Source organism: Deltaproteobacteria bacterium (assembly GCA_016709225.1).
Taxonomy (GTDB): domain Bacteria; phylum Myxococcota_A; class Polyangia; order Nannocystales; family Nannocystaceae; genus Xiheibacterium; species Xiheibacterium phototrophicum.
In genome coordinates this window covers 2317781-2338916 of the sequence record JADJEE010000001.1, presented here as the reverse complement: position 1 = coordinate 2338916, position 21136 = coordinate 2317781, and the positions used below count along the sequence as shown (strand labels likewise).

Below are 21136 nucleotides of genomic sequence, written 5' to 3'. Positions count from 1 at the left end.
GGCCGCTACAAAGAGACGATGGGCCCGACACGTACGCCTTCGCTCGTGATCGCGTCGCTCGTCTGCAGCTGTTACGCCGGTGTCTCGGGCACGGGCGCGGACGGGTCCACCGGCGCGGCGACCAGCGGCGTCGACACGACCGGCGTCGACACGGCCGGCGACAGCACCGGCGAGCCCGCGGACTGCAGCTCGACGCAGAGCCCGGGCGCACCGGTGCCGATGCGTCGGCTCACTGCGCTGCAGGTGCAGCGCAGCGTCGCCGACATCCTCGGCGTGACCATGCCGCTCGAGGTCGACGACGAGAAGCTCTTCACCTTCAAGAGCAACGTCTCGAGCGCGGTCGACTTCGCGGGCGCGCGCGGCTATCTCGATTTCGCCGAGGCCACGGTGCTCGCGGCCGATCGCTCGATGTGCGCCGAGCCCAGCGTCGCGTGCACGACGTGGCTCTTCGACGATGTCGGCCGCCGGCTGTTCCGCCGCCCGCTCAGCTCGGGCGAGCGCGCCGGCTACGAGGAGCTGTTCGCCGCGGGCGCAGCCGAGGACGGCGGCGGTCCCGAGGGCGCGCGGTGGGTGCTCGAAGCGATGCTGCAGAGCCCCAGCTTCCTCTACATGGACGAGGTCGCCCGCGCCGACGGCTACCTCGACGATCACAGCATCGCCTCGCGCCTCGCGCTCACCCTGTGGGGCGCGAACCCGGACGCGGCGCTGCTCGATCGCGCGGCGGCCGGCGAGCTGTCGACGCCGGAGCAGGTCCAGGCCGAGGCCGCGCGCTTGCTCGCCGATCCCCGCAGCGTGGGCGGCCTGACCGACTTCGTCGATCAATGGCTGCGACTCGAGCGACTGAACGACCCCGATGCGCGGCCGGACCTCGAGGCCCTCGGTGCCGAGACGCTGGCGGCGATGCGGGCGGAGCCGGTGCAGCTGCTCTCGCTGGTGCTCGCGCAGCAGGGCGACATCACCACGTTGTTCACCAGCAGCGAGACCGCCACGTCGCCATTGCTGGCGCCGCTGTACGGCGCCGACCTCGTCGAGGCCGGCGAGACCACCATGCTCGATCCGAGCCACCGTGCCGGGCTGCTCACGCTGCCTGGCGTCATGGCGGCGCTGTCCCACGCCGAGGGCACGTCGCCGACGCTGCGCGGCTTCAACGTGCTCGCGAACGTGCTGTGCACGCCGCCACCGCCACCTCCGCCCGGGGTCAGCGTGACGCTGCCGGAGATCGGCCCCGACGCGACCACGCGCGAGCGGCTCGAGGCGCACTTCAGCGATCCATCCTGCGCGGGCTGCCACGCGCCGATGGATGGCATGGGCTTCACCTTCGAGAGCCTCGACTGGCTGGGTCGGTACCGCGAGGCCGAGCACGGCAAGCCGATCGACGACGCCAGCACCTTCCCGCTCGACGGTGTCGACGTCTCCGTCGAAGGTCCGGTCGAGCTGGCCGCCGTGCTGGCCGACAGCGGCACGGCTCCGACCTGCATCGCGCGGCAGTGGACCAGCTACGCCGCGGGCACGCCCGACAAGGAAGCGACCGCGTGCCTCATCGAGCAGCTCGCCGCGGACGCGCGCGAGCCCGACGGCCTGCGCGCGTTGATCCTCGGGTTGGTCGCGTCCGACTGGTACCGCATGGCCCCGGAGATCGCACCATGAAGACGCCTCGGCTCCCGTCACGTCGCGCCTTCCTGGGCGGTTCGATTGCTGCTGGCAGCGCGCTGTCGCTGTTCCCGTGGCTGCGGGCTGCGGCGGCCCCGGCCTCACCGCGGCTGCTGCTGTTCTTCACCCCCCACGGCACCGTGTGGGACCAATGGCGCCCGACGGGCGGCGAGACCGACTTCGCGTTGTCGCCGATCCTCGAGCCGTTGGCCGCCCATCGCGAGCGCATGGTGATCGTCGACGGCGTCGCGCTCGACGTCGGCACCGAGTACTACATCCCGCACACGTACACGATGCCGCTGCTGTGGACCGGCTCGCCGATCGACACCAGCACGGCGGAGTTCTGCCGCGAAGACCACGGCCAGTGCTTCGGCTGGAACACCGGCGTGTCGGTCGATCAGTTCATCGCGTCGCAGCTCGCGGGCCCGCCGACGCCCTATGGCTCGATCGAGCTCGGGCTGGGCTGCGGCGGTCTGCACCCGGCCACGCGCATGATCTACACCGCGCCCGCGATGCCGCGCAGCCCGCTCGACTCGCCCGAGCTCGCGTTCTCGACGCTGTTCGGGGCCATCAACCCCGACCAGCTCCAGGCCGAGAAGGACGCCCGCCGCCGCGCCAGCGTGCTCGATCGTGTGGTCGCCGACTTCGGTGAGCGCAGGGCGACGCTGTCGGCCGCCGACCAGGCGCGGCTCGACGCGCACGGCGACAGCATCCGCGAGCTCGAGCTCACGCTCACCGCCGTCTGCGAGGCTCCCGAAGCGCCGGTGGGCGTCGACAGCCAGACCGCGATCGATCGCCAGTCCGACCTGATGGCGGCCGCCCTCGGCTGTGGCCTCTCGCGGGTCGGGAGCATGCAGGTCCGCATCGCCGACAACGACAACACGCTGTACCCGTGGCTCGGTCTGACCGAGGGCGGCCACCACACGACGTCGCACGACTCGAGCGCGGGCGCGCAGGCGACCCTCGCGGGCCTCTACCGCTGGTACGCCGAGCGCTTCGCGTACCTGCTCGATCGACTCGCCGCCACGCCCGACGCCGACGGCCGCTCGGTGCTGGACAACACCCTCGTCATCTGGGGCTCCGAGCTCGGTCGCGCGTGGGATCACGACATCGGCAACGTGCCGTTCGTGTTCGCCGGCGCGACCGATGTCCTGCGGGGCGGTCGCTACCTCTCGGGCTCGCCGATCGTGCACGGTCGCGTGCTGGTCTCGGCCTGCCACGCGATGGGGCTGACCGGGGTCGAGCAGTACGGCACGCTCGACACCGGCAGCGGCCCGCTTCCGGGGCTGTTCGTGTGAGTCGTGGGTGAACGCGACGCGTTCACCCACGGCCGTTCTCAGCAGGTGACGCACTCGCAGTGGATCGTCCGCTGCGGCGGGTCCGGCAGATCGACGCACGCCGTGAACGGGTCCACGCAGTACTCGGCCGCGCACGCGCAGTCGAACTCGGCATCGCAGTCCGCCGGCCACGGCACGCAGAAGTACTCGACGCCGAAGGCGACCTCGCCGACGCAGCCCTGGTCGGGGCCACACTCGCTGCAGTCGGCGACCGCAGTGCCGGTGGTGCCGCTGTCGCCGTCGCCGCTCGACGACGCGCTCGAGCTGGCTTCGGAGCCGCTCTCGCTGGCTTGCGTGGCGCTGCTCGAGGACGCGGGATCGGAATCGGTGCCGGGGTCGCCACTGGCGTCGCTCGACGTGCCCCCGTCGGTCTGGGTGCCGGCGGCGCTCGAGGTGGCCGTGCCCATCGACGAGCCGCCCCCGTCGGTGCCGGTGGTGGCGTTGGAGCTGGAGCCGACGTCCCCAGGATCGGTGGCACAGGCGAGCAGCACGGCGAACGACAACACGGTGGTCTTGGTCGAAGTCATGCAGCGAGTTCCCGGGTGGCGCCCGGCTCCGTCACTGCGATTTCGCAGCGGGCCACATCGACGCGCACGCGCGGCGCACCGCGGCGGCGTAGGGCGAGCGCGGGTGGGCACGCACGAACGAAGCTGCGCTGGCGGCGGCCGTCGCTGCGCCGCCACGACAGCCGACGATCGCGAGCAACGCCTCGCGGTCCTCGAGCATCGCCCCGCGCGGGAACTCGCGCGCGTGCTGCCGCAGCAGCGCCAAGGCTTCGGGGTCGTCGCCGGCGTCGACCGCAGCGCGGATGCGGGACAGCAGCGCGGTCTCGAGGAACAGCTGCTCGGCGAGCGGCGGCGTGGGCGTGGACGCGGCGGGGGGTGGCCGTGGGCTCGACCGGGTGGGCGACCGCGAGCCCACGCTCGACGGGCTCGCGATCATCGGTGCAGCGGGCGCGCGAGGGTGCGGATCGGTGGCCGCGGGCGCCGGCAAGACCGCTGGCCGCCGCTCGCGGGCCGGCAGCGGCGGCGTGGCGACCGGAGCGGCCGCTGCCTGCGTGGGCGTGGCGGCGTCGTCGCGCCGCGCGACGGAAACGTGCAGCAGCGATGCGGTCGCGATGGCGATCGCGACTGCGGCCGCGAATGCCAGCATCCAGCGCGTCCGTGGGTGCACGACGACCGGCTCCGCCACGGGCGCTTCGTCGAGGCGGGCGAGCGTCGCCTCGAGGTTGCGGCGCCGACGGCCGGGATCGGGCGAGCGTGACGCGCGGAAACCGTCGAGGGCCGCGCGGGCCTCGGGACTAAGCCTCGCCATGGTCGGCCTCCCGTCGCCATCGCGCCTGGTGGCGGGCCAGCGCGCGCTCGAAGGCCCGCCTCGCCAGGCGCAGTCGCGAGTAGATCGTGTTGAGCTTGCCGTCGAGCGCGACGGCGATCTCGGGCGCGCTCAACCCCTCGAGCTCCGCGAGCACGAAGACGTCGCGCTGATCTGCGGGCAGTGTCGCGAGAAAGTCCTCGACGAGGTCCGCGGCCTCTCGGTGCGCGATGAGATCATCGGGCAGCGGCACATCGGGGCCGGGCAGGATCCGCAGCGGTGCGGCGCGGGCGGCCCGGGCCCGGTACTTGTCGGCGACCCGCCGCGCGATGCCGAAGAGCCATGCGCGCAGGGGCACGGCGGGGTCGTAGCTGCGCCAGCGTCGGTGCACCACGATGAACACGTCCTGGGTCGCGTCGTCCTGCGCGGGACGGCCGACGCCGAGGTACCCGAGCGTGCGCCACACGAAGTCGTGCTGCGCCGCGAACACCTCCGTGAACGCACCGACCTCTTCCACGGGAGCGGACACCTCGTCGGGATCGGTGGAGACCACACGCACCGCTGCGCAATCCCGGGGATGGCGAGCTTCCGTCACGGAATCGTCCTTCGGCGGATGCCCAGCCGCACCTCGAGTGTCGCGGCGAGTGCCCCGGCCACCGGCGCGACCGTGTACTGGCGGCCGCCGTCGCGCAGCTCGAAGCGGGGGCGCACGGCGATGGCGTCGAAGGCCCCGCGCACGCCCAACGCCACCCGCGGATGCAGCGGCCACAGCAGCGCCAGCTGCACGCCCGCCGCCACGAAGGGGCGTCGCGACGTTCGTGGCAGCGGCACCTCTCGTCCGACGCCCACCGCGACCCCGACGTGGAGGCCAGCCATGGCGACGAGCTCCACCGGCCCGAGTCGCCACGAGGGGCCCAGGTTGGCGCCGACCGTGCCGGCCCCGACGGCGACCCGGGCGCTGCCCGGCGAGGGGCCGATCGCGGCCTCGCGCGGGGCCCAGTAGCGGCCGATCAGCTCGGCGCGCCAGCGCGGCCGCAGCACCGCAACCCCACCGCCGACGCCGACCCCGACGCGTGGCAAGCCGCCCAGGCGCAGCGACACCTCGGCGAGGATCGCCGCTTGCGTCCGTGGCGATGCGGGGATGCGTGCCGCCACCGGCTGCGGCGTCGGCGGGCGAGGCTGCGTGGGCGCGTCGGCAGCGGGCGCCGGCGCCGGGGGCTCGTCGGGCGCCGGCGTTGCCTCGGGAAGCGCTGCGGTCGTGCGCTCGGCGTGCACCATCGCGACGATCAGCACCGCTGCCTCGGCCACCGTGTCGCAGCGGTCGGCCTCGAGCCGCCGGGTCGTGCTGCCCGCGTCGGTCGTGACCACCAGCATCGCGACGTAGCCGGTGCCTTCGCGGGCCACGAGCGCCTCGCCGCGCGTGACCTCGCTGCCGCCCTCGCCGTCGACGCCCACGCGCGCCGCCAGGCGGTTGCCGACGTCTTGCGCGCTGGGACATGACGGCGGCGCCTCCCAGCCCAACGTCGCGGTGCCCGGCGCAGCGCCGGTGAGCCACGCCGCGAGTGCTACCGCTGCCGCCACACCGAAGCTCTACCGCTGCGGCGACACCGACGTCCACCGTCGATCGTGCGCCCGCGCAGCTGCCGACGCTCGGTCGTGGGCATCGTGTGCGCGCCGCCACGCTCGCGTGCGGCCCCTGGGCGAACGACGTCCCAACGCCCGTGCTGAGCCTCGGGTCGTGCGGCTTGCCGGCGCATCGTTGCAGCCGATAGAACCGTGCGCGCGTCTCGGCCAACCCCGAGGCCGAAGGAGTGTTTCGACATGAACGACATCGTGCATCGCCCCGGTCAGTTCGTATGGCGCGAGATCCTGACGCCCAACCCCGATGACAGTGTGCGCTTCTACGGCGAGGTGCTGGGGTGGAAGACCGAGCGCGCCCCCATGGCCGACGGCAAGACGTACACGATGTTCAAGCTCGGCGAGCAACCCGTCGGCGGTTGCTTCGAGCTGCCCGCACCCGGAGTGCCGCCACACTGGGCGCTCTACGTCTCGACCACCGACGTCGAGGCCAGCGTGGCGAAGGCGACCGCCGCCGGCGGCAAGGTCATCATGGGTGCGACCGACATCGAAGGCTTCGGTCGCTTCGCGACCTTCAGCGATCCGCAGGGCGCGGTGATCAACGTGTGGTCGTCGCCGCGTGGTGATGGCGAGCGCGCCGCGGATGCGCAGCCGCAGACCGGCGAGTTCTGCTGGGAGCAGCTCAACAGCAGCGACCCGAAGGCCGCGCACGCCTTCTACGGCCAGCTGTTCGGCTGGACCGAGTCGAGCTCCGGCGCCGGCATGGAGGTCTGGTCGGCCGGCAACGTGCAGGTCGCTTCGCGCATGCAGACCCCGCCGGGTGTGCCGTCGCACTGGCTGACCTACGTCGTCGTCGATGCCCTCTCCGCCGCGAACGCGCGGGTGGAGAAGCAGGGCGGCAAGGTGTTGATGCCGAAGATCGACATCCCGACCGTGGGCTCGATCAGCGTGATCCAGGACAACGTCGGGGCCATGCTGGGCTTGTTCGAGATCCCCGCGCGCTGAGGCGCGTCTGGGCGAGCGGCGCGGATCCAAGGGTTCGCGCCGCCGTCGGGCGCCGGCGTTGCGATCTGCCCCGCAGCGGCCGTGGCGCTCGGCGTCACGCGGCCTTGCGCGCGCTGCGACCCGCGATTGTGCGCGGCGCCGGCCCGCGGCTTTGCGGTAAGCTGGCGGCCTCGGAGTCAGCGATACGCCATGTCCATGAAGCGAAGAACCCTTGGAATCAGTGTCGGAGTACTCGGTTCGCTGGCGGCGGCATCGTGTGCCGATCCCTGCCTCGACGACGGCCTCGGCCAGGACCCGGGCAGCGGCAACTGCCCGGTCGTGACCGGCACGCAGACCGACAGTGCCACCGGCGACAGCGACGGCATGACCGACAGCGAGACCGCCGGCGGCGCGTGCATGGACGGCGAGCGCAACGGCGACGAGACCGACATCGATTGTGGCGGCAGCTGCCCGGCCGGCTGTGGCGACGGCGAGGGCTGCACGGTCGACGCCGACTGTGCCTCGGGCGTTTGCGAGGACGGCACCTGCCAGCCGCCCCCGACCTGCAGCGACGGCGCGCGCAACGGCGACGAGACCGACGTCGACTGCGGCGGCACCTGCCCGGACGGCTGCGATGACGGCGAGGGCTGCATGGGCGACGGCGACTGCGTCTCGGGCCACTGCGACCCCGCGACGATGACGTGCGGGCCCGGTGGCGCGTGCGACAACGGCGTGCAGGACGGCGACGAGACCGATGTCGATTGCGGCGGCTCGTGCCCCAACGATTGCAAGGACGGCGACGGCTGCAACGAGGACGCCGACTGCATGTCGATGCAGTGTGATCCCACGACGATGACCTGCACCTCGTGCGGCGACGGGGTCCAAAACGGCGACGAGACCGACGTCGACTGCGGCGGCAGCTGTCCGCTCGGCTGCGGTGACGGCGACGGCTGCATGACCGACGCCGACTGCCTCTCGGGCGAGTGCGATCCGAAGACCATGACGTGCCTGCCGCCCGCGACCTGCCGCGACGGCGTCCGCAACGGCAACGAGACCGACATCGACTGCGGCGGCGACACCTGCCCGGGCTGCGACGACGGCGAGGACTGCATGGTCGGTAGCGACTGCGTCTCGCAGGTCTGCGATCCCGACGCCGACACCTGCACGCCGGCCTCGTGCACCGACGGCGTCCGCAACGGCAACGAGACCGACGTCGATTGCGGCGGCGACACCTGCCCGGGCTGCGACGACGGCGAGATGTGCTCGATCGACGGCGACTGCGCCTCGGGCTCGTGCGACGAGCTGGGCATGGTCTGTCTGCCGCCGGCGTGCGACGACGGGGTCGAGAACGGCGACGAGACCGACATCGACTGCGGCGGCAGCTGTGCCGCCGACTGCGAGGACGGCGAGGGGTGCCTCGTCGGCGACGACTGCGTCTCGCAGGTCTGCGATCCGCTGACGCTCACCTGCTTGCCGCCGGCGTGCGACGACGGGGTTCAGAACGGCAACGAGACCGATCTCGACTGCGGCGGCAGCTGCGGTGCCACCTGCGACACCGGCGAGGACTGCCTGACCGGCCTCGACTGCATCAACGGCGTCTGCGATCAGGACACCAACACCTGCGCGCCGCCGCTGACGGTCTCGGCCGCGCCGTCGTGCTCCGACTTCGCGGGCTCGCCGGTGCAGCTCAACGCGGTTGCGGCCGGCGGCACCGGCAACTACACCTTCTCGTGGTCGCCGGCCGCCGGGCTCGACGATCCCGACATCGCCGACCCGCTCGCGAGCCCGACCGGGTTCCAGACCTACACCGTCACGGTCGACGACGGCGTGAGCCTGGCCCAGGACACCGTCACCGTGGTCGACGCCAACTCGTTCGACCTGCAGAACAACTGCACCCTCTTCCAGGGCGACATCGATGCCGGCTCCGCGCCGGCGTCGATCACCTACGACATGGGCGGCACGCGGGCCTGCGAGAACGGCAACAACGACTTCGGTCTGCACCTGTGCGATGGCGTGGTGTTCGAGGACGTCTCGCTCGAGGGCGTCATCGGCGTCAGCAACCACGGCGGCGACGACGACATCATCGGCCTGGTGTGGGGCGCCCAGGACAGCTCGCACTTCTACTCGATGTCGTGGAAGCGCCAGTCGCAGAACTTCTTCGGTTGCTCGGTGCCCGCCGGCATCACCGTCAAGCGGGTCGACGCCGCCGACTTCGCATCGGTCGGTGGCGCCGACATCTACTGCCCGGCCGACACCGCCGACTCGACCTTGCTGCTGGCCCCCGCGGCGACCACCACGGCTGGCTGGGCGCAGGGCCAGACCTATACCGTGACGATCGACTACCTCACCACCGGGAGCACCGTGACGGTGGTGCGCGACAGCGACAGCGTCCAGATCGCACAGTTCGCCGTGGCCGACACGACGTACCCCAGTGGCGCGTTCGGCTCGACGACCTTCTCGCAGATCAACGCCTGCGTCGGGCCGCTGCACGCGTCCTGCCTGTAGGCCCGCGCCCGAACGACCGACGGCGTGCGACCCCGGTCGGGGTGGCACGCCGTCGTCACATCGGCGTTGCGATGCGGCGCGCGCCCCCGGTCAGGGGCGTGCGACGATCGGCCGGTGTCAGTCCATCGGGTGGGCGGACGCCTGCAGCGTCTGCTCGATGACCGACGGGTCGACGCCCAGCCGCCAGGCGATGCGGCCCATCTCACCCAGCTCCCACTGGTCGACGCTGCCGTCCGCGGCCGCGACGATCGTGAGGTGCTGGACCAGCTGGGCGCGCCTTGCGAACGGCACTTGGTTGGCGGCGTCGAACTTCTGCTCGAGCTCGGCGCGGGCGGCCTCGGCGTTGACCGGACCCCAGGTGTCGTCGGTACCCAGCAGCGTGCGCAGGGCCTTGAGCTCGCTGTCCTCGATGGTGCCGTTGGCCGCGGCCACCGACACGCCGGCGCAGTAGAGCATCCGGCGCATGAGCGTGGACTCCTCGTTCTTCTCCTCGAGGTAGCCGGGCTCCATCAGCGACAGGTCGCGCTCGACGATCGCTTCGACCTCGTCGTCCGAGTAGCCGTCGTCGCCCTGGCCGGTGAGGCTGCGGTACGTGCGGCTCTTGCTGAACGCGACCACCGCGCGCACGCGCAGGGGGCTGTACGGGTGGGTGCTGAAGCAGTCGAGCGTGTCGTCGTCGTGGCGGGGCTTGCTGCGGGCCTCGGGCGCCGACGCGAGCGACTCGACCTGCGTCGCGTAGGCCTCGAGATCGGTCTGGACCCGCGGCGACGACAGCCCCGAGGCGAGCTTGAAGAAGCCGCTGGCGGCGGCGACCGGGTCACCGGCGCAGACCAGGCCGACGCGGTCGGCGGTGATCTCGGCGCTGCGGCACCACAGGTACAGGCGCAGCGCGTTGTAGCGGGAGACCATCTGGCCGGCCATGTCCTCGACCGCGGCGGTCGCGGGCATCGGGATGCCGAAGTGGTCGAACGCCATGTGGCCCATCTCGTGGCCGATCACGAAGCGGAGCTCCTCGGGCGTGAACACCTCGAGCAGTCGCGACGAGATCACGATGATGTGCGGGCCACCACCCGGGTTGCGGATGGCGCCCGCATTGAACACCGGCTCCGGCCGGACGTAGACCTCGACGGGTGCGCTGAAGCCGAGCAGCTCGCGGCAGTGCGCGAGCGAGTCGGCCACCTCGGGGGCCATGCCCCGCGTGAGGCGCAGTGCGCCGGTGAGGAGCTGACGGCGCGACACGAAGCCGTAGCCGCTGGAGAGCTCCTCGATCTTCTTGAGCGCGTACTGGATGTCGCGCTCCTCCATCAGCTCTGCCCGCAACGTGCGGTCGCGGCGAGCCTGCAGGATGGTCCGGTCGGGCAGTGTCTTGGTTCCCATGGTCGGTTACTTCGCGTACTTGAGCGAGAGCACCCAGATCACGGTCTGCGCGGTCTGGTCGTCGACGCTGAGCAGACGCTGCATGGTGGTGAGGAGCTGGTCCTCGTTCTCGTCGACGTCGCCCGAGGCGAGCGCGATGTCGGCGGCGAGCACGAAGGCCTTGGTCTTGAGCGCCTGGCTCGAGAACTCGGTCAGCGCGTTGACCGACTCCTTGAGGCTCGGGTACTTGCGCACCATCTTCTGCGCGTCGGCGATGACGTCACCGAAGTCGCGCTCCTTGAACTCGGGCAACGTCATGGCGAAGCCCTCGACGGTGGCGATCTCCTCGTCGTCGATGTAGCCATCGGCGCCCGCCATCAGCAGCATGGCGTGGACGAGCAATACGTCGTCCGTGGGCTTCTTGGTGGACGTCATGCCGGTGAGGCGGGACAGCAGACCCATGGTGGAACTCCTTTGCTCGGTGTACGAGCTTCGCACGGGACCGTAGCGCATTCGGGGCCGCGGCTTCAACCGCGTTCGCCGTCGTCGTCGTGCGCCGTGGAGGCCGGGTCTGCGGTGCCGGGCAGGGGGGCGCCGGTGGGCGTGGCCGCGGCGGTCGAGCACGCCGCGGCCGCGTCGGCGGGGCTGTGCACGGCGTGCACCGCCGGCCCGTCGTCACCGCGGCGCAGCCGAGCCCCGAGCGTGCTGCGGGGGATGCCGAGCGCGAGCGCGGCACGACGGATGCTGCCGTGGTGCTCGACCAGCTGCGCCAGGGTCGCGCGATCGAGCCGACGTCGCGGACGGGCCGGCGCCAGCGTGGCCAGCAGGCGCGGCGCGTCGTGGGCGATGCTGGTGAGCGACGGCAGCTCCGGCGGTGGCAGCAGTGCCTCGGCGGTGATCGGCCCGTCGTCCATCGCGGCCGCGCGCACCACCGCATTGCGCAGCGCACGGATGTTGCCCGGCCACGGGTGGCGTGCCGCCAGCTGGCGCACACCGGCAGCGAACTCGACCGCGCGACCGAGCTCGCGGGCGGCGTCGCGGGCGAAGTACGTCAGCAGGCCGTCGATGTCCTCTCGACGCTCCCGCAGCGGTGGCACGCGGACCATGAGCACGCCGAGGCGATGGTAGAGATCCTCGCGGAAGCGACCCGCGGCGACCATGCTCGGCAGGTCGCGGTGGGTCGCACAGATCACGCGCACGTCGATCGACTGCTCGAGCTCGCTGCCGATCGGCTGTACCCGCGAGGTCTCGAGCACGCGCAGCAGCTTGGCCTGCTGCAGCAGCGGCAGCTCGCCGATCTCGTCGAGGAACAGCGTGCCGCCGTCGGCCCGCACGAACGCGCCGGCGTGGGCGCGCAGGGCCCCGGTGAAGGCACCCCGCGCGTGGCCGAACAGCTGGCTCTCGGCGAGGCTGTCGACGATCGTGGCGCACGACAGCGCCACCAGCGGTCGCGTTGCGCGGGGCGAGTGGCGGTGCAGGTACTCGGCCGCGAGCTCCTTGCCCGCGCCGGTCTCGCCCAGCAACAGGACCGGCCGCTTGGTCGCCGCCACCCGGCGCAGGGCCGCGGTCATCGCGGTGAAGGCCGGGCCGCTGCCGACCATCGCGGCCGCGTTGCGCTCGCTCGCCGATCCCAGTGCGCGCGCCGGATCGCCGGTGGCCGCCGATGCGCCGGCGTCGACACCCGCGGCGTCGACGAGCTCGAGCAGCGTCCGACCCACGCGGACGCGCACGCCCGGTACCCAGGGGCACGCGTCGATGCGGACCTCGTCGAGCCAGGTGCCGTTCTTCGAGCCGAGATCGACCAGCATCGCGTGGCCGTCCTGCAGGTGGACCTCGGCATGGTGGGCACTGACATAGGGATCGTCGACGACCAGCGTGCAGCCGCGATCACTGCCGATGCGGAGCAGACCCCGCAGCGGCACGCGGGGGCCGCCGCGCAGGCCGATCCACAGCGGCTGCGCGCGGCCAGGGGAGGGGGCCAAGGTCACGGTCGGAGTCGACGGGCACGGCGGTCGCTTGGCCACGTCGATGAGGTTCGACCAGCGCGACATCACCGTTGCGATCCCGCGGGCGGCCCGCCCCCCGGGGTCGTGTGCGGCCGTTCAGGGTGTGATCGAGCGCGACGCGTTCACGGCCCGAGGCCGATCCACACCGCACCGTCTTCGGCGATCTCGCGCTTCCAGATCGGCACCTCGCGCTTGAGTGCCTCGATGGCGAGTCGACAGGCCGCGAACGCGGGTGCGCGATGGGGCGCGGCCGCAGCGATGACCACGGCGCACTCGCCCAGCTCGAGCCGCCCCAGGCGGTGGTGGATCGCCAGCCGCGTGCTCGCGACCTCGTCGGTCACGCGTGCGGCGATGCTCCGCATGCTCGCGAGCGCCATGGCCTCGTAGGCCTCGTACTCGAGGTACTGCACCACGCGTCCGCGGCTGTGCCGGCGCACGTAGCCGCAGAAGCTGGACACCGCGCCCATCTCGGGCCCCGCGACCGCGTCGATCACGTCGCCGGTGCGCAACGGTGCGTGGGTCAGCAGCAGCGGCGGGACCCCGTCGTGCCCGCCCGACACCGGCGGGATGAAGGCGATCTCGCCGTCGTGGGGGACGATCGCGTCCGCGGCGACGAACTCCTGTGCCGCCGCCACGCGGCAGGCCGGCAGCACCGTCGCGATGCGCGGATGCTGTGCGGCCGCGGCCGCGAGCAGCTCCGCGACGGTGCAGGTCGCGGGCGCACGCACCGCGATCGACGACGCGCCCATGCGTTCGCGCAGCGCGGCGAAGATCAAGATTTCGTAGACGATCTCGGTCATGGGGGCTCCGGCAGCAGGGAGATCGCCGGGGCGATCGCAACTTTCGCCGACCTCGCCGCGATCGTGTGCACGCGATCGCCTGGGCTTGCGGGGAAATTGGGGCGTCGGCGCGCGCGATCATAAGCTATCGCCGTTGACCTCTGCGATGCCGCCTCGAAACGGGCGAGCCCTCTGGCTCGCGCCCAACGACGTCGCCAGTGCCGGTGATTTGGTTCAGACTGAGCCGGCCCGCGCACTCGCCTCCGCGCGCCCGCCGGTGTGGGCGGCCCCGCCGCGCGCGTCGGGCCCGACGTTGGTCCCCGCCGCACCCTACGAACCACCGACGATGTCGAGCTCGTCCCGCGATCCTGGTCGACGTCCGCGCTCCGTGCCGCGCATGGTGCCGCCGCGTCGCCGCGAGCCGGCGGTGGTGGACGACCCGCTCGCGATCGACGAGCTCGGCGTCGGCACCGACGACGAGCCGCTGCCGGTCGCGTCGCCCGACGACGACCTCGCCCGTCGCACTCTGCAGGACCGCCTCGCGGCCTACCTCGGCAAGGGCCGACCACGCGTGGTGCTGACCGACAACACCCACACGATGGTGTCGATCAAGCGCGGCGACGGCGTGGTCACGTTCCGCGTCCACCACATGTTCGTGGCCGCACCGCCGCCGGTGCTGCGGGCATTGGTGCGCTACGCCGAGACCCGCGACGCCGCCGCGGCGCGGCTGCTGCGGGCCTTCATCGATCACCACGAGACCCACATCCGTCGTCGCGAGGGCCCCAGCCCGCAGGTCTGCGACGTGCAGGGCAAGCACCACGACCTCAAGGACATCTTCGACGAGCTCAACGCCCACTACTTCGGCGGTCGCATCCGGGCCCGCATCACCTGGGGCCCCCGCAGTGCCCGCAAGCGCACGCGCGACACCATCAAGCTCGGCAGCTACACCTTCGAGGACGAGCTGATCCGCATCCACCCCGTGCTCGACGCCAGCGACGTGCCGCGCTTCTTCGTGGCGTGGATCGTCTACCACGAGATGCTGCACGAGGTGCACGACATGCCGGTCGTCGACGGGCGCCGCGTCTATCACACGCCGGAGTTCCGCCGCGCCGAGGCGCAGTTCGAGCGCTACGCCGAGGCCGTGCTGTGGGAGCGCACGCACCTCGCCAAGCTGCTCGAGCGCTGACGGCGGCGTTGCACCGTCGCTGCCCGCGTCGGGATCGCTCGACGCGAGCCCCGACACGCGCACCCGAGCGGGCTCTCGCGCGCACCCGCGGTCGAAAGCGCGAAAGCGGCGACGTGGGGCGTCGGGAGCGGATCCGACGTGATCTGACCGATCGGTTGACACGCGGGGTCGCGGTCGGCTACGGCAGTAGCGCGCCGGTCTCGTAGCGCGCCCCTTTGGTGATTGCCCGTGAAGAACATCAAGATCATCGGCACCGGCCGCTACCTCCCGCCGAAGGTCGTCACCAACGACGACCTGTCGCGCACGATGGATACCTCGGACGAGTGGATTCGCGAGCGCACCGGGATCCGGGCCCGGCGCGTGGTCGAGGGTGACACCGCGACCTCGCACCTCGCGGCGCGCGCGATCGAGAACGCGTGCCACGATGCCGGCATCGAGCCCTCGCAGCTCGACGGCATCATCGTGGGCACCTGCTCGCAGGACACGCTGTTCCCGTCGACTGCGTGTTGGGTGCAGGACCACCTGCAGATCCGCGGCATGCCGGCGTTCGACGTGATGGCGGGCTGCTCGAGCTTCCTCTACGGCCTCGAGATCGCGTCGAACTGGGTCGCCGGCAACCCCGACAAGCGCGTGGCGGTGTGTGGCGCCGAGGTCTTCTCGAAGATCCTCAACTGGGACGATCGCCGCACCTCGGTGCTGTTCGGCGACGGTGCCGGTGCGGCCATCGTCTCGGGAGGCCACGGCGACAGCGGCATCATGGCGTCCAACTGGGGCAGCGACGGCACGCTCGCATCCATCCTGCAGGTGCCCGGCGGTGGCACGCGGATGCCGGCCTCCCACGCGAGCGTCGACGAGCGCGCCCACACCGTGCACATGGAGGGCAGCAAGGTGTTCCGCCACGCCGTCACGGCGATGAGCCAGGGCCTGCTCGAGGCGCTCGCGACCGCTGGCGTGACCGCCGACGACGTCGACGTCTTCATCCCGCACCAGGCCAACCTCCGCATCATGGAGGCCGCGCGCGAGCGGGCCAAGATCCCGCTCGAGCGGGTGTTCAGCGTGCTCGACGACTACGGCAACATCTCGGCCGCGTCGATTCCCGTCGCGATCTCCGAGGCCCGCGAGGCCGGTGTGCTCAAGGACGGCCAGGTGCTCGCGATGACCGCGTTCGGCACCGGGCTGACCTGGGCCGCCAGCGTCATGCGCTGGTAGGCGCATTGTTGGCGGCCAGCCGTCGCGCTGGGCTAGCGTGGTCGCGACCATGGCGAACCGCGGCAGCCCACCAGCGATGCGAGCCGTGTGGGGCACCGAGCACTACGAGCTCGTCGTGCGCCGCGTGCTCGCGGCCCGCACCAGCGTGTGGATCGCGACCGCCAACGTGAAGGAGCTGATGGTCGAGCCCCACGGGCGGCCGCGGGCGCGCTACCACTCGGTGCTGGCCGAGTTCGATCGGCTGGCTCGCGACGGTGTCGAGCTGCGGCTGCTGCACGCGGGGCTGCCGTCGGGCCCGTTCCGTGCGCAGTTCGACGCGCTGCCGCGGCTGGTCGCCGGTGGACTCGCGCTGCGACAGTGCGCGCGCGTGCACATGAAGACGGTGGTGGTCGACGGCAGCTGGGCCTACGTCGGCTCGGCCAACTGGACCGGCGCCGGCCTCGGCGCCAAGGCCGACGGTCGGCGCAACTTCGAGCTCGGGTTCGTGACGACGCAGGAGGGCACGCTCGATGCCGTGCAGGCCCACTTCGATCGCATCTGGCGCGGCGGTGAGTGCAGCGACTGCCGCCTGCGCAGCTCGTGTGAGGCGCCGCTCGACCTGCCGCCGCCGCGGGCGAGCGGCGCGACCACGGTGGTCGCGATCGGACGTCCGCGCGGCTTGAAACCCGCGGCGCGCCGGGCATAGACTCCGCCGATGGCCACGCACCGTCGGCAGTACGTCATTCGCGTGCAGACCGAGTTCGCCGCCGCACACCTGTTGCGCGGCTACGCCGGCGCGTGCGAGCGCATCCACGGCCACACCTGGAAGGTCGAGGCCGAGGTCGCGACGCGCGAGCTCGACGAGCTCGGCATGGGCCTCGACGTCCACGAGCTGCGCCGCGGACTCGAGGCCATCACTGGCGAGCTCGATCATCGGCTGCTGAACGAGGTGTCGCCGTTCGACGAGGTCAACCCGACCGCCGAGAACGTCGCGTGCTTCGTCTATGCCCGGCTCGCGCGCACGCTGCAGGCTCGCAGCGGTGACCGGGTGCGGCTGCGGGCGATCACCGTCCGCGAGGACGACCGCAGCAGCGTGACGTACTCCGAGGAGTAGCGTTCGCGTCGCCGCCTGCGCGTCCGGGGGCGTGCACGATCCCCCGACGATCTGCGCCGATCCCGGTCGCTGGTCTCGCAGGCATCGGCGCCGCCGATTGCCTCGCGGACGGCTCGGGTGGGCCGTCGGGCACCTCCGCGGGTCCCCACGCGCCGCCACGCGCCGCCATGCGGCGCCGCCCTCGGCCAGGCTTGACAAGCCAGGGGGCCCAAGCGACGCTCCGCGCCCCGGCACCCACCCTGGCCACCGCACCACGCGGTGCCACGCGGACTTCGGCGCTCGGGATCAAGCAGGCACGTCATGTCCAAGGAATGCATCGTCACCGGCAAGAGGCCCGCCCCGGGCATGAACGTCAGCCACTCGCACGTGCGCACCAAGAAGCGGCTGCTGCCGAACCTGCACACCAAGCGGTACTGGGTCGCGAGTGAGAACCGCTGGGTGAAGCTCAAGCTGTCCACCTCGGGCATGCGCAACATCGACAAGCGCGGCATCGACACCGTGCTCGCCGAGCTCCGCGCGCGCGGCGAGAAGATCTAGCTCGCGTCGATCGCCTTCGCCCCTTGGCGCCGACAGGGTCGCGTTCTTGGGGGCGCTGGTTCGAGGAGCACGCGCATGACCGCGTCGCCGGCCGAGGGCACGTTGCGACGCACCGCCGGTGCCGTGACGCTGTGGTCGCTCGGCGTCGGCTACGTCATCTCGGGCGACTACTTCGGGTGGAACTTCGGGCTGCGCGAGGGGCTGCCGGCGATGCTCGCGGCCACCGCGATCATGGCCGCGATGTACCTCGCGCTGTGCTTCTGCATCGCCGAGCTGGCCTGCGCGACGCCGGTGGCCGGTGGTCCGTTCGCGTTCGCGCGGCGGGCGTTCGGACCCGCGGGCGGCTTCTTCACCGGCTTGGTGGTCGCGCTCGAGTACACCATCGCGCCGGCCGTGATCGCGGCGGGCCTGGCGGGCTACGCCCAGGGTTGGCTGACGGCGATCGTGCCCGAGCACGCGGCCGCGCTGGCGTCGTGGACCCCGGTCGTCGCCTATGCGTCGTGCATCGCGATCAACCTCGCCGGCGCCGCGGTGTCGCTGCGGGCATTGTTCGTCGTCACCGCGCTGGCGGCTGCGACCCTGCTCGCGTGGGCACTCGCGGTCGCGCTCGCGCTGCCCGACGACGCGTGGTCGCGGCTGCTCGCACAGCCCGGTGCCCCGTTGTCGCCGCGTCGCATCGCGGCCGCACTGCCGGCCGCGGGCTGGTTCTTCCTCGCCATCGAGGGCGTGCCGATGGCCGCCGAGGAGAGCCGTGACCCCGTACGCGACCTGCCGCGGGGGATGCTCGCCGCGATGGCGACGCTGGCGGTGTTCGCCGCGATGGTCGCGCTGCTGGGCCCGCTGGCCACCGGGGTCGCGCCGCTGGCCGAGTCGGGCAACCCGCTGCCGGCCGCGATCGAGGTCGGCTACGGCCGCGGCGTGTGGTTCACGATCGTCACCGCGGTCGGCAGCCTGGGGCTGTTCGCGAGCATGCTCTCGATCGTCTACGCCTACTCGCGGCAGATCTTCGCACTCGCGCGGGCGGGACACCTGCCGCCGTGGCTCGCCCGCACCAATGCGCGCCAGGTGCCGGCCGCGGCGCTGGTGGTGCCGGGGGTGGTGGGCCTGCTCGCGCTCGCGATCACCGGCTGGCTCGCACCCGACGGGGTCGCGCCGGCGGACCTCTTGATGCAGGTGGCGGTGTTCGCTGCGCTGGCGTCGTACGTCGCGATCGCGGCCAGCTTCTGGCGGCTGCGCGGACAGGCACCGACGCTGCCGCGACCGTACCGCACGCCCGGCGGCCGCGTGACCGCATCGGCGGTGATCGTGCTGGCGGCGGTCGCGTTGCTCGGCGCGGGGCTGTTCGGCGTCGCGGCCGGCCATGCGTTGCTCACGTTGCTCGCCGTGCTCGCGGCCGGCGGCGTGTACTTCGTGGTCGTGGTGCGGCCGCGGATTGCCGGGCACACGCTGGCGCAGGAGCTCGCGATCATCGCGGCGGCCGAGCACGGTGCGGCCGCCGCGGACGACGACGCTACTTCGTGAGCGCGGCGTCGATGACGGCGGTGAAGCGATCGATCGGCTGCGCGCCCTTGATGGTGGTGCCGGCGACGGCGTAGGACGGCAGTGCCGCGAGGCCCAGCGACGCGCACGCGGCGGTGTCCTCCTGGATGCGCGCGCGCAGGGCCTCGTCGGTGCGCGCGAGGTTCCATGCCTCGAGCTCGATGTCCGCCTGTGCCGCGAGCTTGGCCAGCGCGGCCTCGCTGCGCGCGCTCTTGTTGGCGTACAGCAGGTCGTGGAGCTGCCAGAACTTGTCCTGGCGCGCGGCCGCGATTGCGGCCAGGTGCGCGGCGTCGGCGGTGTGCCGGCCGCCGGGCGCGTTGTGGCGGAACTGGATCGCGAGCGCATCGCCGTAGCGCTCGCGAAGGGTCTGCAACACCTTGGCTCCGCGTGCGCACGCAGGGCAATCGAAGTCGGTGCACGCGACGATGGTGACCTTCGCCTTGGCGGGGTCGCCGAGCACCGGCGTGTCCGCGATCGCGCCCTCGGCCGCGGCCGCCGCGGCGTTGCCGGCCGTGGGCGCGCCGGCGGCCATGCGCGGCGCCTTGGCCACGCCCTCGATGATGCGATAGCCCCGCCAAGACTTGCGCATGGCCTCGTAAAGCTCCGCCGCGGCGACGCCCTCGGCCTTGGCGAAGGCGGCCGCCTTGGTGGCCTCCTCGGCGATGAGGGCGTCGATCTGCTCGACCGTGGTGTCGTGGCCGACGAAGCGGCCGTTGATGAGGAAGAACGGCGGCGGCGCGGTGCCACGGACGGTCTCGATCACCGCGCGGTCCTCCTCGAGCATCGCTGCGACCGCGGGGTCTTCGACATCGCGATCGAAGCGCTCGAGGTCGAGCTCGACCTCGCGGGCGTGGCGACGCAGCGGTGCGCCGGCGATGCCCTTGCCGGCCGCGACGAAGCGCTCGTGCAGCGCCCAGGTCTTGTCCTTGTCCTGGCGACCGGCCGCGATCAGCGACTTTGCGGCCGCGATGGTCTCGCGGGTGCCGGGCAGGAAGCGGAACGCGATGCGGATCTCGGGGTGCTTCTGCTTCACCGCGCGCAGCGTCGGGAAGGCGGCGTCGCCGGGCTCGGTGCCGTAGTCGATGTACGCGATGAGGGTGACGGCGGCGTCGTCGGGACCCACGCTCGGGCGATCGGCGCCCACCGGCACCGCGTAGTTGGCCTGGGCGCTGGCCTCGCCCCGCTTGTGCTCGGGGTCGAGCTTCGGCGGCGTGCCGGCGCCGGGGGTCGCGGCGCGCATGAAGTGGGCGTAGAGATCCTCGCGCTTGGCCCCCGCGGCCATCAGCGCGCGCGCGACGACGATCTCCTCGTCGACGATCTGCGCGATGGTTTCTGCATCCTTCGCGCCGCTGAACTTGCGGCCGTTGACGAAGAACGTCGGGGTCGACGACAGCTCGAGTACGCTGCCCTCCTGCATCTGCTCGCGCACGCGTGCGCCGGTGGCGGGGGCCGCCAGTGCGGTCGCGAACGCGGTGCGATCGAGGCCGATGGCCTCGGCGTGGGCGAGCAGGTCGTCGTCGCCGAGCTTGCTGCGGTCGGCGAAGAGGCGATCGTGCATCTCCCAGAACTTGCCCTGGGCCCCGGCGGCCACCGCCGCACGCGCGGCCGGCTCGGCGTGGGCGTGCATCGCCAGCGGGAACTGCTTGAAGACCAGCCGCACGTCGTCGGGGTAGCGGGCCAGCACGCCGGACAGCTGCTCCGCCAGGCGCCCGCAGAAGGGGCACTCGAAGTCGCTGAACTCGACGATGGTCACCAGCGGGGTCGTCGCGCCGGTCATCGCGTCGTCGGCGTCGTAGTCGACGCGCATGCGCTCGCCGGTGACGATGCGATCGAGGCTGCCGTCGACCGCGTTCGGATCGGTGCGGACGACCGGCGCGGCGGCGGCTTTCTCGGCGCGCTGGCGACCGCGATGCGGGCGGCTCTCGATGCAGCCAGCGGGGACCACCAGCGCCAGGAGCACGGCGGCGCACAGGGAGGATCGGAGCGTTGCGTTCATGGTCGTCTCGCTTTGGGGCTGCCGGTGCGCGTCGATCGTCACGGCCGCGCCGGCGCGCCGGGATGGTAGC

At 72.3% G+C, this 21136-nt stretch carries 19 protein-coding genes; 10 read left to right on the top strand and 9 right to left on the bottom strand.

What is annotated here, in order from left to right:
- Positions 1-18 precede the first annotated feature (18 nt).
- Together IPH07_09465 and IPH07_09460 are read left to right on the top strand one after the other, a co-directional pair.
- A complete protein-coding gene (locus IPH07_09465; protein MBK6917616.1) occupies positions 19-1647 on the top strand; it encodes a DUF1592 domain-containing protein in 1629 nt (542 codons plus the stop codon).
- Positions 1644-2948 (top strand): DUF1552 domain-containing protein, encoded by a 1305-nt coding sequence (locus tag IPH07_09460; protein ID MBK6917615.1) that lies wholly within the window; start codon positions 1644-1646, stop codon positions 2946-2948. The genes IPH07_09465 and IPH07_09460 overlap by 4 nt, the downstream gene beginning before the upstream one ends.
- Positions 2949-2986: 38 nt before the next feature.
- Here the strand turns inward: IPH07_09460 and IPH07_09455 are convergent, their stop codons facing one another.
- Genes IPH07_09455 through IPH07_09440 form a run of 4 tightly spaced genes read right to left on the bottom strand, consistent with a single transcriptional unit; the run spans position 2987 to position 5879 of the window.
- A complete protein-coding gene (locus IPH07_09455) occupies positions 2987-3514 on the bottom strand; it encodes a hypothetical protein (protein MBK6917614.1) in 528 nt (175 codons plus the stop codon).
- 31 nt (positions 3515-3545) lie between these two features.
- Complete coding sequence (locus IPH07_09450; GenBank protein MBK6917613.1) at positions 3546-4301, bottom strand: hypothetical protein; 756 nt, start codon at positions 4299-4301, stop codon at positions 3546-3548.
- Positions 4288-4857, bottom strand: a complete 570-nt coding sequence (locus tag IPH07_09445; GenBank protein ID MBK6917612.1) for a sigma-70 family RNA polymerase sigma factor — start codon at positions 4855-4857, stop codon at positions 4288-4290. Before IPH07_09445 ends, IPH07_09450 begins: the two co-directional genes overlap by 14 nt.
- A gap of 32 nt (positions 4858-4889) precedes the next feature.
- A complete protein-coding gene (locus IPH07_09440; protein ID MBK6917611.1) occupies positions 4890-5879 on the bottom strand; it encodes a hypothetical protein in 990 nt (329 codons plus the stop codon).
- A gap of 240 nt (positions 5880-6119) precedes the next feature.
- On the opposite strand from IPH07_09440, the gene IPH07_09435 reads away from it, so the two are divergent.
- A complete protein-coding gene (locus IPH07_09435; protein ID MBK6917610.1) occupies positions 6120-6881 on the top strand; it encodes a VOC family protein in 762 nt (253 codons plus the stop codon).
- 195 nt (positions 6882-7076) lie between these two features.
- Entirely contained in the window at positions 7077-9365 is a 2289-nt protein-coding gene (locus IPH07_09430) for a hypothetical protein (GenBank protein ID MBK6917609.1), read from the top strand.
- Positions 9366-9482: 117 nt separating this feature from the next.
- Here IPH07_09430 and IPH07_09425 read toward each other — a convergent pair whose 3' ends face one another.
- The 4 genes from IPH07_09425 to IPH07_09410 all read right to left on the bottom strand — a co-directional run bounded on the left by IPH07_09425 (position 9483) and on the right by IPH07_09410 (position 13527).
- Positions 9483-10742: a M48 family metalloprotease gene (locus IPH07_09425; protein ID MBK6917608.1), complete on the bottom strand. Its 1260-nt coding sequence runs from the start codon at positions 10740-10742 to the stop codon at positions 9483-9485.
- A gap of 6 nt (positions 10743-10748) precedes the next feature.
- Complete coding sequence (locus IPH07_09420) at positions 10749-11183, bottom strand: tellurite resistance TerB family protein (GenBank protein MBK6917607.1); 435 nt, start codon at positions 11181-11183, stop codon at positions 10749-10751.
- Between the two features lie 65 nt (positions 11184-11248).
- The gene (locus tag IPH07_09415; protein ID MBK6917606.1) at positions 11249-12772 is read right to left on the bottom strand and encodes a sigma 54-interacting transcriptional regulator; all 1524 of its coding nucleotides are present in this window, start codon (positions 12770-12772) and stop codon (positions 11249-11251) included.
- A 77-nt stretch (positions 12773-12849) separates the two neighbouring features.
- Entirely contained in the window at positions 12850-13527 is a 678-nt protein-coding gene (locus IPH07_09410; protein ID MBK6917605.1) for a molybdenum cofactor biosynthesis protein MoaE, read from the bottom strand.
- Positions 13528-13852: 325 nt separating this feature from the next.
- Between IPH07_09410 and IPH07_09405 the strand changes: the two genes are divergently transcribed.
- The 6 genes from IPH07_09405 to IPH07_09380 all read left to right on the top strand — a co-directional run bounded on the left by IPH07_09405 (position 13853) and on the right by IPH07_09380 (position 19052).
- A complete protein-coding gene (locus IPH07_09405) occupies positions 13853-14692 on the top strand; it encodes a hypothetical protein (protein ID MBK6917604.1) in 840 nt (279 codons plus the stop codon).
- A gap of 222 nt (positions 14693-14914) precedes the next feature.
- A complete protein-coding gene (locus IPH07_09400; GenBank protein ID MBK6917603.1) occupies positions 14915-15901 on the top strand; it encodes a ketoacyl-ACP synthase III in 987 nt (328 codons plus the stop codon).
- A 49-nt stretch (positions 15902-15950) separates the two neighbouring features.
- Positions 15951-16586, top strand: coding sequence for a phospholipase D family protein (locus tag IPH07_09395; GenBank protein MBK6917602.1), 636 nt, complete (start codon positions 15951-15953; stop codon positions 16584-16586).
- A gap of 9 nt (positions 16587-16595) precedes the next feature.
- Positions 16596-16994 (top strand): 6-carboxytetrahydropterin synthase QueD, encoded by a 399-nt coding sequence (queD, locus tag IPH07_09390; GenBank protein ID MBK6917601.1) that lies wholly within the window; start codon positions 16596-16598, stop codon positions 16992-16994.
- Positions 16995-17294: 300 nt separating this feature from the next.
- Positions 17295-17531: a 50S ribosomal protein L28 gene (gene rpmB, locus IPH07_09385; protein MBK6917600.1), complete on the top strand. Its 237-nt coding sequence runs from the start codon at positions 17295-17297 to the stop codon at positions 17529-17531.
- Positions 17532-17606: 75 nt separating this feature from the next.
- Entirely contained in the window at positions 17607-19052 is a 1446-nt protein-coding gene (locus tag IPH07_09380; protein MBK6917599.1) for an amino acid permease, read from the top strand.
- On the opposite strand, the gene IPH07_09375 is transcribed toward IPH07_09380, so the two are convergent.
- Positions 19042-21066 (bottom strand): thioredoxin domain-containing protein, encoded by a 2025-nt coding sequence (locus IPH07_09375; GenBank protein ID MBK6917598.1) that lies wholly within the window; start codon positions 21064-21066, stop codon positions 19042-19044. The genes IPH07_09380 and IPH07_09375 overlap by 11 nt on opposite strands.
- Between the last annotated feature and the right edge of the window lie 70 nt (positions 21067-21136).